10 protein-coding genes and 1 pseudogene are annotated in these 13,316 nt (G+C 69.5%); 5 read left to right on the top strand and 6 right to left on the bottom strand.

The features are described from left to right. Positions 1–83 precede the first annotated feature (83 nt). Positions 84–1,325, top strand: a pseudogene (locus ACQP04_RS23735) (IS701 family transposase). A 464-nt stretch (positions 1,326–1,789) separates the two neighbouring features. After that, the gene (locus ACQP04_RS23730) at positions 1,790–2,470 is read left to right on the top strand and encodes a response regulator (protein ID WP_433502773.1); all 681 of its coding nucleotides are present in this window, start codon (positions 1,790–1,792) and stop codon (positions 2,468–2,470) included. Positions 2,471–2,536: 66 nt separating this feature from the next. Here ACQP04_RS23730 and ACQP04_RS23725 read toward each other — a convergent pair whose 3' ends face one another. Continuing rightward, positions 2,537–2,824 carry a hypothetical protein gene (locus tag ACQP04_RS23725; RefSeq protein WP_433502772.1) on the bottom strand — a complete coding sequence of 96 codons (288 nt, stop codon included), beginning with the start codon at positions 2,822–2,824 and terminating at the stop codon, positions 2,537–2,539. A 365-nt stretch (positions 2,825–3,189) separates the two neighbouring features. Here ACQP04_RS23725 and ACQP04_RS23720 point away from each other — a divergent pair, with 365 nt between their 5' ends. Next, the gene (locus ACQP04_RS23720; protein WP_433502771.1) at positions 3,190–3,885 is read left to right on the top strand and encodes a hypothetical protein; all 696 of its coding nucleotides are present in this window, start codon (positions 3,190–3,192) and stop codon (positions 3,883–3,885) included. Between the two features lie 391 nt (positions 3,886–4,276). On the opposite strand, the gene ACQP04_RS23715 is transcribed toward ACQP04_RS23720, so the two are convergent. The 4 genes from ACQP04_RS23715 to ACQP04_RS23700 all read right to left on the bottom strand — a co-directional run bounded on the left by ACQP04_RS23715 (position 4,277) and on the right by ACQP04_RS23700 (position 7,642). Continuing rightward, positions 4,277–5,620, bottom strand: coding sequence for an NAD(P)/FAD-dependent oxidoreductase (locus ACQP04_RS23715; RefSeq protein ID WP_433502770.1), 1,344 nt, complete (start codon positions 5,618–5,620; stop codon positions 4,277–4,279). A gap of 800 nt (positions 5,621–6,420) precedes the next feature. Next, positions 6,421–6,978, bottom strand: coding sequence for a 2OG-Fe(II) oxygenase family protein (locus ACQP04_RS23710; RefSeq protein WP_433502769.1), 558 nt, complete (start codon positions 6,976–6,978; stop codon positions 6,421–6,423). Continuing rightward, positions 6,900–7,340 (bottom strand): 2-oxoglutarate and iron-dependent oxygenase domain-containing protein, encoded by a 441-nt coding sequence (locus ACQP04_RS23705; RefSeq protein ID WP_433502768.1) that lies wholly within the window; start codon positions 7,338–7,340, stop codon positions 6,900–6,902. The genes ACQP04_RS23710 and ACQP04_RS23705 overlap by 79 nt, the downstream gene beginning before the upstream one ends. Beyond that, positions 7,337–7,642, bottom strand: a complete 306-nt coding sequence (locus ACQP04_RS23700; RefSeq protein WP_433502767.1) for a hypothetical protein — start codon at positions 7,640–7,642, stop codon at positions 7,337–7,339. Before ACQP04_RS23700 ends, ACQP04_RS23705 begins: the two co-directional genes overlap by 4 nt. A gap of 55 nt (positions 7,643–7,697) precedes the next feature. Here ACQP04_RS23700 and ACQP04_RS23695 point away from each other — a divergent pair, with 55 nt between their 5' ends. Further along, positions 7,698–7,985: a hypothetical protein gene (locus ACQP04_RS23695; protein WP_433502766.1), complete on the top strand. Its 288-nt coding sequence runs from the start codon at positions 7,698–7,700 to the stop codon at positions 7,983–7,985. A 358-nt stretch (positions 7,986–8,343) separates the two neighbouring features. After that, a complete protein-coding gene (locus ACQP04_RS23690; protein ID WP_433502765.1) occupies positions 8,344–9,159 on the top strand; it encodes a formylglycine-generating enzyme family protein in 816 nt (271 codons plus the stop codon). Here the strand turns inward: ACQP04_RS23690 and ACQP04_RS23685 are convergent. Next, complete coding sequence (locus tag ACQP04_RS23685; protein ID WP_433502764.1) at positions 9,147–11,447, bottom strand: arylsulfatase; 2,301 nt, start codon at positions 11,445–11,447, stop codon at positions 9,147–9,149. The genes ACQP04_RS23690 and ACQP04_RS23685 overlap by 13 nt on opposite strands. Positions 11,448–13,316: the final 1,869 nt, after the last annotated feature.

Here is a 13,316-nt window from a genome sequence, read left to right as displayed (position 1 = left end):
TGCCGCCGCTTCTAGTACTGCAACGGCAGTCGCGGCGTGTCGTGAGTGGCTGAGCACCGTTCGGCGGTGAAGATCACCGCGTGGTGGATCTTGCCGGTGGGTGGCCTCGTTGGACGAGCTGGTGGAGTGGGTCGGGTCGTCGGTTCGCCCGTGCGGAACCGCGGGTCCGCGTCCGCGCCTACGTGCGAGGGCTACTGGCGGGTTTGGAGGGCAAGAACGGGTGGACGTTGGCCGAGCATTCCGGGGCGGTGTCCCCGGATGGGATGCAGCGGCTGCTGCGGACCGCGGACTGGGACGTTGAGGGCGTGCGCGATGACGCGCGCAGCTAGGTCCTCGATGAGCTCGGGGACCCGGCCTCGGGGGTGTTCGCGGTCGACGAGTCCGGGTTCATCAAGAAGGGAACCCGCTCGGCCGGGGTGGCCCGCCAGTACACCGGCACCACCGGGAAGATCGACAACTGTCAGGCCGGGGTGTTCCTGGCCTACGCGAGCTCGCGGGGGCGGGCGTTGATCGACGGGGAGCTCTACCTGCCGACCTCGTGGACCGAGGACCCGGATCGCTGCGCGGCTGCCGGGATCCCCTCCGAGGTCGGGTTCGCCACGAAACCGCAGCTCGGGATCGCCATGCTCACCCGCGCCTGGCGGGCCGGGCTGCTCGACCGCGAACTCGGGTCGACAGCCGGGGCGCCGTGGGTGACCGCGGATGAGCTCTACGGGCAGAACCCGACCTTTCGCAACTGGCTGGTCGACCACGAGATCCCGTTCGTGCTGGCCACCCGCAACGACGATCTGCTGACCAGCCCGGACGGGCACCGCCGCCAAGCCAAGGTGCTGGCCACGATCGCCGGGGCGCGCGACCCCGACACCGACACCTCCGGCTGGGAACGGCGCTCGATCGGCGCCGGCGCCCACGGCGAACGCGTCTACGACTGGACCGCGGTCGCCCTGCACACCGAGGGCCTGCCCGACGGGTGGGGACACTGGCTGCTGGTGCGCCGCCAGACCGAACCCCCGCACGGCAAGACCGTCCGCGAACTGGCGTTCTACCGCTGCGCCGCCCCCTCGGCCACCTCGCTGCGCGAGCTGATCCGGGTGGCCGGGGCGCGCTGGGCCATCGAGGAGTGCTTCCAGGCCGCGAAGAATGAAGCTGGCCTCGACCACTACCAGGTCCGATCATGGCGGGCCTGGTACGCCCACATCACCCTGGCCATGCTCGCCGCCGCCTACCTCGCCACCACGCGCGCCCACGAGATCGACCGGGACGACCATCGGGCGACCGAAAAGGGGGACCTCCAGGCCGTCACGGCGAGTCCGATGACGAGCTGATCCCGCTTTCGGCCAACGAGATCCGCCGCCTGCTCGCCGCCCTTGCACTCGCCCCGGCCACCTGCCTGACCAGCACACTCGCCTGGTCGACCTGGCGCCGCAGACGACAACACCAAGCCCGCGCCTGTCACTACCGCCGCCGCGGCCAACGACCACCCGTCTGATCAACTGCCGGTTCAGTACTGATGAACACCAGCGATGGCAGCGTCATCTCGTCCGGGATCAACTACACGTTCTGGTGCGAGCTGCTCGGCGGCTGAGCGCTCCTAGTACTGCAACGGTGGCGGGCGAGCTCACCGGATCTGGGGCGGCTCAGAACTGATCACCACAGGCCGCCCTGAGGATTCGCATCACCCGTCTGCATGAACGATCCATGTCGAGCTGATCGAGTGGTGAGAGGTAGAGGTTGCGCTGAAGATGTGGTGAAGCCCTGTGCGGAGGATCGAGGTCGTTGAGGAGGTTTAGTGACCCTCACTGTGTTCGTCCTGGACGATCACGAGATCGTCCGGCTCGGCGTCACCTGGCTGCTCAAGAGGGAGGGCGATCTTGAGGTCGTCGGCGAGGCAGGCACTGCCGCTGAAGCGCTGGTCCGCATTCCGGCACTCCGGCCCGACGTCGCCATCATCGACGTACGCCTTCCTGACGGCGACGGGGTGTCGGTGTGCCGGGAGGTGCGCGCCACGATGGAGCTACCGCCAGCATGCCTGATACTCACCTCGCACTCCGACGACGAAGCCTTGTTCGGGTCGATCCTGGCGGGCGCCTCGGGCTACGTGCTGAAGCACGTCGCGGGCGCCCGTCTCGTCGACGCCGTACGCACTGTCGCTGCTGGGGGCTCGCTGCTCGATCCCAGAGCCACTGCCATGGTGCTGAACCGCCTTCGCAATGGAAAGGAAGACCACGAAGAAGACCCCCGCTACGCCGCCCTCTCGGCACAGGAACGTCGCATCCTCAAGCTGATCGCCGACGGGCTGACCAATCGACAAATTGGCGCGGACCTCTACCTGGCGGAAAAGACAGTCAAGAATTACGTCTCCACGCTGCTGCGCAAGCTTGGCCTCTCCCGCAGAACCGAGGCCGCCGTCTACGCCATCGAACGCCGTGACGGCCTGCCGTCTCGAAGGGTCCCGCGCGCCGGTCCGTGATGGAGGCTGGGAACGCACACACCAGGAGCGCCTCAGCGAATGATGCCCCTCGGCGGCGCCGCGTGCTCAGCGCACGAAGCCGGCCGCCCGGCTGGTCTGCATGTCCTCGTGGCCGTTCGCTCGGCCGACCAGCTCAAGCACCGCCGCGTGGGAAACCGTCGTCCACTCGGCGTGGAAGCCTCTGCCGAAATCGTCGCGGCGAATGGTCAGCTTCTCGTCGTCAAACTCCGTCAGGATGCCGCCGGCGGTGTCCGTGACGGGGTTCGGCCCGACGCGCGGAGCTCGGGTGTAGACCAGCACGACCTCCCGGCCGAGGAGCTCGGCCAAGACGTCGGCGAGGACGCGCGTCGGCATGTTGGTCAGCGTCCACCAGAACGGGGACGGGGTCGATCGCTTCATCTACTCACTTCGTCACACCTGCGCAAGTTCGCTTGGTCAAGATGGCGCCGCGAACGCCAACATCAAGTCCGCGCATGCCACCACGGACAACGCGGCCACCGGTCCAGGGCTGGCTCACCGACGGAGCCACCATCCTGCGCCGGCGTGGAAGAAGCCCGAGGCGCCCCACCTTGTGGGTCCGGCCCGGGCGCGCCAGTTGGCCCGTCGGACGCTGTAGGTGGCGTTGACGAGGAGCAAGAGGAGGACCGCATAGGTCCGTCGTCCCCTTGTGACGTAAGCCCTCCGTCGCTTGGCTACACCGCAGTCAGCAGGAGGTGTTCATGATCGATCGCGTGACGCTTCGCCTCTCGGCAGCACTGCTTGTCGTGGGCTTCATTCTTTACGTAGTGGTGGGCCTCCTCCACCCCGACGGGCCGGCCAACAACCACGAAGTGGTGTTTGCCGAATACGCCAGCAGCGCCAGCTGGACTGCTGTGCATCTCGGCCAGTTCGCTGGGATGGCGGTGATCATCGCCGGACTTCTCGTCCTCTATTTCGCTCTTGACGTTCGAGCTGGAGGCGCGGCCTGGGTGGCACGACTGGGAGCCGTCTCTGCAGCGGTGGCGCTTGGACTTTACGGCGTCCTGCAGGCGGTGGACGGGATCGCTCTCAAACGGGCCGTTGATGCCTGGGCGAGCGCGCCGGAAGCGGAGAAGGTGGCCCGCTTCGCCAGCGCCGAGACGATTCGGTGGCTGGAGTGGGGCACCAGGAGCTATCAGAGCTTCATGTTTGGTCTCGCCTTGATCCTTCTCGGCAGCGCAGTGGCCTCGACGGCAAGACTGCCGAGAGCCCTTGGCTACGTGATGGGGCTGTCCGGTCTTGCCTATGTCGTGCAGGGTTGGGTGGTCGGATCCGAGGGCTTCCCGGTAAGCAACACGTTCGCGATCCTGGGCGGCTATGTCCTCATCCTGGCCTGGATCATATGGCTTGTTGTGGTCGCCTGGCGAACAAAGGAGTCGTCCGGAGCACCTTCATAGCGATCGACCCGTGGCTCTTCGCACGATCGGCGTCGGACTAGACCCCGGGCAGTCGTCCGCTGGCCCGCAGCACCCTACGGCCACCGATCCGGCCTCGCCGCGCCAACGATCCGGCCTCGCCGCGCCGCCGAGCTCGTCGCCGCAGTTCAGACCCTCATGAGCGAGTGCCGTTGCAGTACTAGGAGGCCAGGCAGGGGAGTAGTTCGCGTCTACCGACCTGTGCTTGCAGCGGCGACGATGTTGGTCCTGCACGCGATGCCGAGGGGACTGCCCGGACCGTTGTGCACCCCGGTTCGGGCAGGTGCCGAGGGTGGGCGGCCGGATGCCGCACGGCCGGCGAACCTCACCGCTCCACCCACACTGGATCGGCCTCGGGCGTCCTGTGGGGAGGTCAGGCTGCTTGCGGCATCTCCTCGACCGCCTGAGCGCCGGTCAGGCCGATCAGCCGGTGGCCCCGGTTGCGGGCGTGGCGCAACGAGCGGAGCCAGTCGTAGAGCGTGCCCAGCCGGTTGCCCCAGCCGACCAGGAACATCACGTGCACGTAGCGCCAGAGCAGGTAGGCGAGGTACCCGGTGATCGTGACGCCACGTACCTGGGCCACTGCCTGGCGGGCGCCGATCGTGGCCATGCTGCCTTTGTCGACGTAGCGGAACGGGGTGGGTGTGCTCGTGTCGCCCTTCACCCGGTCCGCGATCCGCTTGCCCACGTAAGTGCCCTGCTGCATCGCCACCTGCGCCACCCCGGGCAACCGGTCCGCCGTGGTGACCATGTCCCCGATGGCGTAGACGCCGTCCGCGCCGGGGAGGCTGCAGTCCGGGCCCACGGCCAGTCGGCCGGCGCGGTCGGTCGGGGTGCCGGTCGCCTTGGCGAGCATCGCGGCCAGCGGCGAGGCCTGCACCCCGGCCGCCCAGATCTTGGTGCGGGCGACGATCCGTTCCTGGCCCGCCGAGCTCCGCACCGCGATGGACTCGGCATCGGTGTCCGTGGCGGCGGTGTTCAGGCGGACCTCGACGCCCATCGCCTCGAGCCGGCGCCGGGTGTACCTCTGCAGCTTCGGCGCGAACGGGGGGAGTACGGACGGGCCCGCGTCCAGCAGCACGATCTTCGCCCGGCGGGTGTCGATCGAGCGGTAGTCCTCGGGGAGCACGTGCCGGGCGAGTTCGGCCAGCTGACCGGCGATCTCGACGCCGGTCGGCCCGGCCCCGACCACGACGAACGTCAGGTAGGCCGCCCGCTCGGTGTCGTCGGTGGCGAGCTCGGCCAACTCGTAGGCGCCCAGGATGTGGCTGCGCAGCGTGCGCGCGTCCTCGATGGTCTTCATGCCCGGCGCGAACTGCGACCACTGCTGGTGCCCGAAGTAGGCGTGTGTGGCCCCACCGGCGACGACGAGGTAGTCGTAGGGCAGCTCGATCTCCTGTGCGGTCGGGGTGGCGGCGCGGACCACCTTGCGCTCGAGGTCGATGTCGTGGACCTCGGCGAGCACCGTGCGGGTGTTGCGCTCCTTCCGCACCACCCGGCGCAGCGCCGGCGCGATCAGACCGGGCGGGAGGATCCCGGTCGCGACCTGGTAGAGCAGCGGCTGGAACAGATGGTGATTGGTGCGGTCGACGAGCGTCACCTCGACGTCCGTGCGGGCGAGCGCCTTCGCGACCCGGACCCCGCCGAACCCGCCGCCCACCACGACGACCTTGGGGCGGTGGCTCTCCTGCGCGCGCCGAGGAGTCGACTTGTGCATTTGTATCCCCTTCATGGCGGCCGGCCCGACCTGGCCACCGGCCAGCGACGGTGGCCTCCGGCGGCGACCTACCCGATTTGTTGCCCTCGTCCGGTAATCCGGCTCCGAGCCCGTCAAGCCGGCCAGGGCGGTTTCGCTCAGCGGTGAGGCTGACGAGAGAAGGATGGTCGCCGTGGCCCTCGCAGCCGATCCCGTTTCCCCTACGGCTGCAGGGGCGTTCCCGCCAATCGAGGTGGGGCTAACCCCTCGGGCACGGCTGGATCGCCGATGGCAATCTGCGCTTCAGGCGCCCGGACGTCGACATCGCCGTGCCGTCACCAGAGGCAGCTGACCGGGGCGTGCCACTCGCCGGCGCTTCTGCTCGATGAGGAGCTGCGCCGCAGGTCGAGTGTGGAGTTCCCGTGTCGGGCACGCGGCCCGCACCCCTGAGTCTGCTGCCTGCGCTTCCCGACTCGGCGCCGGCGCCTCGGTCCCGCAGCGGTTCCAGCTCCACCGGCCCGCAGCTCGTCACGGCGGACCGATCGCCTGACGCGGACGGGCAAAGGGGGACGCACAGGCGGCGGCAGGCTCGTGGTGTTCGCACGCTCGGCCGGTCGCACACCCGAGGTGGCCGCGAGCCCATCGGGTTTCGAGCATCTCCGCGCCGAAGTGTAAGTGGGGCTCGACGCGAGCCGCTGCAGCAGCGGGTCGAGAACACTGGCGAATCACGCCGGGTTGCACACTCTTCCCGCTGCCCGGGGTTGCTCGGGGCTGAGCGCAGGGACAACCTCGGGCCGCTCTGGTCATCGACGATCGCGTCGTCAGGAGCGTCGTCCTGCCAGGAGGTCGGTGTGGTGCACGGCGGCCACGTCCGGGTGTGCCCGGAGCCGTGCTTTGAGCAGGTTGTCCCCGAAGGTGCCCGAGATGACGTTCGCGGGGTCCTGGGTGATACCTCTCGCCTCGCCGGCCAGGTCGGCCGGGAGGTCGATCCGGGGGACGGTGGAGTCGAGGGCGGGGTTGAAGAAGAACGGGATCGAGAGGCGGACCTCGCCGGCGGGCGGGGACACGACGCGGTGGATGGTGGCCTTGAGGTAGCCGTCGGTGGCGTACTCCATGAGCTCGCCGATGTTCACGACGAACGCGCCGGGGATGGCGGGGGCGTCGATCCAGCCGCCGGGGGTCTCGACCTGGAGGCCGCACTTGCCCGGCTCGATCATCAGCAGGGTGAGCACGCCGGGGTCCTTGTGCGCGCCGACGCCCTGCCCGCGCTCCTCGCGGCCCGGGTAGCGGACGAGCTTGTTCAGGGTGGAGGGGCGGTCGCCGAAGGTCTCGGCGAAGGCCGCCGCGGGGCTGCCGAGGGCCAGCGCCCAGGACTGCATGAGCCGCCGCGCGATCGCCGAGCAGCGCCGTTCCCAGTCGGTGACACCTCCCGGAGCTCGGGCTGGGCCGTCGGCCAGAGGTTGGGGCCCTCCAGGCGCATGTAGGCCGGCGCGGTCGGGTCGTCGACGGGGGCGCGATCGGCGCCGATGTCGATCTGCTCGCGCCAGTCGACCCGGCCCTGGGTGAGCTCGCCGCCGGTGCGGGTGTAGCCGCGGAAGTGCGGGCTGCGCAGCATCTCGACGCGCTGCTTGTCCTTGAGCGGCAGCGCGAAGAACTGCTTGGCGACCGTGAAGGCCCCCGCGGTCACGTCCTCCGGGATGCCGTGTCCGACGAGGTAGAAGAACCCGATGTCGTGGGTCACCTTTCGCAGGGCGGTGCGGAACTCGGCCGCCGCCGCGTCGCCTGCAGCACGTGTCGGGGCGTGGAGGTGCTCGGGGGCAGGGCGCCCCAGTCGTGCAGGAGCTGGAACCGGTCGTCCTGGGCGCTCTCCTCGCCGTAGCCGCGCAGCACGGAGAAGCCGTCGAGCCGCTGCACCGCCGCGCGGAGCAGCGTGCTCTTGCCGAAGCCGGCCTCGCCCTCGATCGCCAGGACGGCGGGACCTCCCGCCCGAGCTCGCGCCGCGGGCGTGTCATCAGCTTCTCCAGGTGGTTCACGGCGCAACATCCCGGGTAGTCGGTGGACCGGGTGGTCAAGGGCCGCGCGTTGCCTCGGAGGGGTCATGGAAGATCGAGACAAAGCCCAGGGGGAGGTTCCGGCGCTTTCTGCGGTCACGCGTGCGGCCGTCCGCGCCGCCGTTCTTGCAATCCTGTCAGACGACCACAGCTACGAGGCGGGGCTGCACAAGGCTCGGACCGTCGCCGAGGGCGTGCTGGCCGCGCTCGGTCCCCAAGGACTGATCGAGTTGGTCTTGGCGCTCACGTCGCAGCTCGCCGCGGAGATCGAGGAGAAGGCCAGCGAGAACGGGCTGCTCGCGGCCGACATGGCTGAGATCCGCTTCCTCGATTGAGGGATCGGGTCATCGAGTGATCGCCTTCCGAGAGCTGTGAGTCGCGCGGTCCGAGACCTCGATCAGGTGCACGGTCAGCACGTGCACCAGAGCCTCGACGGAGACGGGGTGCCACCAGCACCGTCGAGCCCTACAGCCGGTCTTGCCGCCGGCCGCGGCGCCCGAGGAGCGTCCGCCGAGGGCCGGCCACTCATCATTGTCGTGTGATGCCCGCCGGGGGCCCGGCTCGGATCGTCGAAGGATGACCCCGCCTCTCTGTCATTCCGGCAGCGCGTGTTGCCCGCCGGTGGTCCCCCGCGCAGGGACGGCCGCTCGAAGGCCCACAGGTACCCCTTCCGCATCGGGACCGGCAGGTTTCATGATCGCGTTGTCCGGTGGGGTGTTCACGATGGGGTCGGACGAGCAGCGCTACCCCGAAGACGGCGAGGGCCCAAAGCGCACCGCCCACGTCGCGCCCTTCGGGATCGCCGCGCACGTGGTGAGCAACGACGACTTCGAGGGGTTCGTCGCCGCCACCGGGTACCTGACGACAGCCGAGCGCGAGGGCTGGTCGTTCGTCTTCGCCGGCCTTCTGCCCGACGACTTCCCGCCGACCCGGGCCGTGGTGGGCGTGCCCTGGTGGCGGCAGGTGCACGGCGCGACCTGGCGACGCCCGGAGGGCCCGCACTCGGACCTCGACGGTCGCCGCGCCCATCCCGTCGTTCACGTGTCGTGGCTGGACGCGCGCGAGTACTGCCGTTGGGCCGGCGGTCGGCTGCCCACCGAGACCGAGTGGGAGTACGCCGCACGCGGCGGCATCGACGCCGCGCGCTATCCGTGGGGCGACGAGCTCACTCCCGGGAGCGAGCACCGCATGAACGTCTTCCAGGGCCGGTTCCCCGACCTCGACACGGCCGAGGACGGCTTCGCCGGCACCGCACCGGTCGACGCGTTCGCGCCCAATGGCTACGGGCTGCACAACATGACCGGCAACGTGTGGGAGTGGTGCGCGGACGAATTCGGGCCCGGCCGGCCCGGTCAGCTGAGCATGCGCGGCGGCTCCTACCTCTGCCACGAGTCCTACTGCTGGCGCTACCGCTGCGCCGCACGCTCTGCCAACACCCCCGACAGCAGTGCCGGCAACATCGGCTTCCGCATGGCGACGAGCGCGGGTGCGTGCGATCAGGACAGATAGCGGACGTTGACGCTGTGGATGGTGCCGTCGAACGGGAACGGCGCCCGGTCGTAGTAGTCGAGCGAAACGGGGCCACCGTGGCAGACGCCGATGTCGAGGCAGTCGTTGGCGGAGAACAGCAGCGGGGCACTCACCGGCACCCGGCCGGAGGCGAGGTCGCTGCCGTCGACCGAGATCGTGACGTCGAGCGGACCGCCGGGTCTGGCCTCCGCGTACACGGTCTCGATCTTGATCTTCGCCGGACCGGCCGGGAGCGCGCGCAGCGACCGGATCTTCGTCCGCATCACGATGAACAGGTTGTACTCGTAGCAGAGCACACCGTCCTCGAGATAGCAGGTGAGGCCGCCACCGGCTCCCCCCAGCGCGTAGAGGACACCGTTCGCGCGGTCGGGGAGCTCCGCGTCGATCATGACGACGTTCGCGCGGTTCCCGAGCGCCGGCGCGCAGAACTCGGGCATGCGGACGATGCCGCCGGTGAAGTTCCACTCCCGGTAGGGAGTGGAGATCCGTTGCTCCGGGTGCAGGGCGATGTAGAGCCCGCCACCGACCGGGTAGACGCTGTTCTTCGCCGCCTCGATGGCGAAGGTCTCCTTCATCTGGGCGAGTTTCTCGGGCATCTCGGCGGCCAGGTCGTTGGCCTGCGACCAGTCCTCGTCGAGGTGGTAGAGCTCCCAGGTGTCGCGGTCGGGGGTCCAGTCGTCGATGCCGGCCGGCCGGCCGACGGCCCAGGGGGTGCGCGGGCCGAAGGCGGAGGCCATCCACCCGTCGTGGTAGATGGCGCGGCTGCCCATGATCTCGAAGTACTGGGTCCGCAACCGGCCCGGCGCGTCGGCCCGGTCGAACGTGTACGCGAAGCTGACACCGTCGATCGGGTCCTGCGGGACGCCGTTGACGACCCGTGGTGGGGTGATGCCGACCACGTCGTAGATCGTGGGCACGACGTCGTTGCAGTGGTGGAACTGGGTCCGCGGAGTCGCGTCGGGCCGGATCTTCGCCGGCCACCGGACGGCCATCGGGTTGCGCGTCCCGCCCAGGTACGACGCAAGGAGCTTCATCCCCTTGTACGGCGTGCTGCCGGCCCACGCCCACGCGGCGTGGTACTGGTTGTCGACCTTGGGAGAGCCGAGGACGTCGAGGCCGCCCAGCTCGTCGAGGGCCTCGATGTGCATCGCGACCGTGGTCGGAATGCCGTTCTGCGACAGCAGCTCACTGATCGTGCCGTCCGCGCCCTCTCCCGACGAGCCGTTGTCCCCCCAGATGTAGAACACCAGGGTGTTGTCGGCGTAGCCCAGCCGTTCGAGCTCGTCGATCACCCGGCCGGCCTGTACGTCGGCGTGCTCGGCGAACCCGGCAGCCACCTCCATCAGCCTGCGCTGGAACGGGCGCTCCTCCTCCGGGACGTCGCCCCACGCCGTCATGCTCGGGTGGCGCGGGGTCAGCTGCGTCTCCGGCGGGATCCACCCCATCTCCTTGGCCCGGTGGAAGACGCGCTCGCGGTAGGCGTCCCAGCCGTCGTCGAACTTGCCGGCGTACCGGTCGGCCCACTCCTTCATCACGTGATGCGGACCGTGCAGGCAGCCGGTGGCCCAGTACAGGTAGAACGGCCGGTCGGGCTCGAACGCCTGGTGTCGGCGCAGCCAGCCGATCGCGTCGTCGGCCAGGTCCTCACTGAGGTGGTAGCCCTGCTCGGGAGTCCTGGGCGGCAGCACGATCGACGTGTTGCGGACCAGGTTGGGTTCGTACTGGGACGCCTCCCCGGCGAGGAAGCCGTAGAAGTACTCGAAGCCGACGTTGACCGGCCAGTTGTGGAACGGCCCGGACGCGGTCGTCTCGATGGCCGGGGTGTTGTGCCACTTGCCGAACGCGGCGGTGGCGTACCCGTAGTCCTTGAGGACCTCGGCACCCAGTGCGCTGCTCCTGGGGATCTCGCCCGCGTACCCGTCCCAGTCGTTGGCCAGCTCGGCGATCTGGCCGTTGCCGATCCGGTGGTGGTTGCGCCCGGTCAACAGGGACGCCCGCGTGGGTGAGCACATCGCGGTCGTATGGAAGCGGTTGTATCCGATGCCCTCGTCTCGGATGCGGGTCAACGTGTCGGTACGCACCTCGCCGCCGAAGGTGCTCGGCAGCCCCGGCCCGGCGTCGTCGATCAGGACGATCAGGATGTTCGGTGCGGTCTCGGGCAGTCGTCTCGGTCGCTCGCGCTGCCGATAGACCGACTCCTGCATCGTCCGGCCGGCGGTGCTCGCCGACGGCGTCGGCGGGAACGGCAGCACATCCTGCGGGTTCATCGGCGACTCCTCGAGAGGCGACCAGGCTGGCGCTCGATCGCGACCTCGCGACACGCCGTCGGCAACGCACGCTAGGAGACGAATCGGGCGGGACGACTCACCTGGACGAGGTGAATGCGGCCTGCCCGAGAGCCGGCGCTTCACCGAGGACGAGTGAGGTACGACGCTGATCGCCGAGGTCCAAGGCAAGGCCGATGAATCAGGAATCGAGCCGACATCACCCACGGTCAGCTCCCATGCCGCCCGGGCCGAGGACCTGCACCACGCCCCGGAACACAACTCGGGTGCCCCGAGTTCCAGACCCCCGACGCAGAGAACACGGTTGCCCGCGAAAAAGTACGGGCCCTGCGACAGGACCGTCAGGAACCAGGGCTCAGATGACGTGCGCAAGGGACCACGGCGCGCGTGAGGGTTGTGCGGCCGTCTGTGCTTAGCCCGTTCGAGTGGCCGCGCTGCTGGACGGGCGTCGAGATCTGCGGAGCTTGGACCGATTGCGTAGGTTTCGGTCGGGTGATGATGCGCCCCTCTGGCCCTACAAACCCGCTCGGGTCCTGCGGCAGGCTGGAGCCCCGACAGCACAAGGCTCCCCTCGCGAAGCTAGGACGGCGTCGTGGACAGCTCTGTGAACGACGCAGTGAACGATGTGGCGAACGGCGTCCGGATCGGGGTCGTAGAGGGCCGCTGGCGGCTGAGGGCGCCAGCGTCGGACACGGCCCCGCGTCCGGGTTCGGGGCGAGCTTGGGCAGACGCTGAGTGGTGTGGGGTGGCCGGAGGAGCAGGCCCACGACGTCGAACCTCGGTCGACGTGGACGTGCCCGCCGAGGTGGAGGTCACCGCCGACGTGGTGCCCGACGGGCGGGCGCGTCAGCTCCGCTGTCGGGTGGGTGACTGGGGACGCTGGCGACCCAAGCCGGTGGATCCCGGGGCGCGTGGCCGCGGCCTCGACGTGATGGTCGGGTTGATGGCGACGGTGGTCTTCCGCCCGGGTGAGGCGGGGTCTCGGACACTGCGATCGGCACCGAGGTCACACTGGTCAGCCGTCCGGTCGGGGCGCTCGCTGAATGAACCTGGGGCCGGCCAACCGGCCTGCTCTGCTGGATGTGGCGGCCCGTTCGCTGTCTGCCTCGACCACGACGGTGACGGGCTTCGAGGTAGTCGGTCGGGCGGTCTTCGCAGGGGGTCTGTCGTTTGAGCGAGCCGAGGACTAGAACAGCGCGGAAGCCGACTCGCTCGACCGGTCTCCGGGCCGGGCCCCGGCCTGTCGGCGGGCTGTGATGGTCGGGCCGACTGCTACCCCAGTAGGGACCGACCCGGGCGGCACGTTCCAACGCAGCATTTCGCCCGAGCCCGGACAGATTGCTGCGTTGAGAGCGGGGCTTCTGCGCTGGCTCGGTAAGGCGGCGTGGCCCGAAGAGCGGGCGCAGGAGATCGCGGCTGCGACCGGTGAGTCCGTCGCCGGCCTCGTCCAGAGCTCGAGGCCGGCGGCCGGGGCGGACGCCGTGGTGTGGGTGGAGGCGACTGTCCTGGCAGGTGGCGAGCAGCGGCGAGTACTGGTAGTGCTTCGCTGCCGCGGATCCGCGAAGATGCTGGACGGGCGGCCGACAGGTTTGCGTGCCCTCGGCAACCTTGTGGACGAGGTCGTGATCCGTCCGGCCGAGATCAAGCCAGGTCAGGACCCCGTGGCCGAGGTCTGCTTGCTGAGCAAACGGATCCGTGTCTGAGCGCCCCGGTTGGACCTGACACCAGTTGTCTGGAGCCTCCGAGATCCTGGCTGGCCGGTTGCAGGCGTAGGTAAAGCTCATCGGTGCTTGCAGCAGTGGTTGGGGATCATGCGGCGGCAGTCCCGGCGCAGCCCGGTGTGGACGGCGG

Origin of the sequence: Pseudonocardia halophobica, assembly GCF_050948485.1 — a bacterium.
GTDB lineage: Bacteria > Actinomycetota > Actinomycetes > Mycobacteriales > Pseudonocardiaceae > Pseudonocardia > Pseudonocardia halophobica.
The sequence above is the reverse complement of the archived record's forward strand: the minus strand, read 5'-3'. Positions and strand labels throughout refer to the sequence as shown.

Coding starts and splice junctions, on each gene's coding strand:
- ACQP04_RS23695 (WP_433502766.1), top strand. CDS start 7,698: ATGGAAGATCGAGACAAAGCCCAGGGGGAGGTTCCGGCGCTTTCTGCG.
- ACQP04_RS23715 (WP_433502770.1), bottom strand. CDS start 5,620: ATGCACAAGTCGACTCCTCGGCGCGCGCAGGAGAGCCACCGCCCCAAG.
- ACQP04_RS23685 (WP_433502764.1), bottom strand. CDS start 11,447: ATGAACCCGCAGGATGTGCTGCCGTTCCCGCCGACGCCGTCGGCGAGC.
- ACQP04_RS23700 (WP_433502767.1), bottom strand. CDS start 7,642: ATGTTGCGCCGTGAACCACCTGGAGAAGCTGATGACACGCCCGCGGCG.
- ACQP04_RS23725 (WP_433502772.1), bottom strand. CDS start 2,824: ATGCCGACGCGCGTCCTCGCCGACGTCTTGGCCGAGCTCCTCGGCCGG.
- ACQP04_RS23690 (WP_433502765.1), top strand. CDS start 8,344: ATGATCGCGTTGTCCGGTGGGGTGTTCACGATGGGGTCGGACGAGCAG.
- ACQP04_RS23720 (WP_433502771.1), top strand. CDS start 3,190: ATGATCGATCGCGTGACGCTTCGCCTCTCGGCAGCACTGCTTGTCGTG.
- ACQP04_RS23710 (WP_433502769.1), bottom strand. CDS start 6,978: ATGCAGTCCTGGGCGCTGGCCCTCGGCAGCCCCGCGGCGGCCTTCGCC.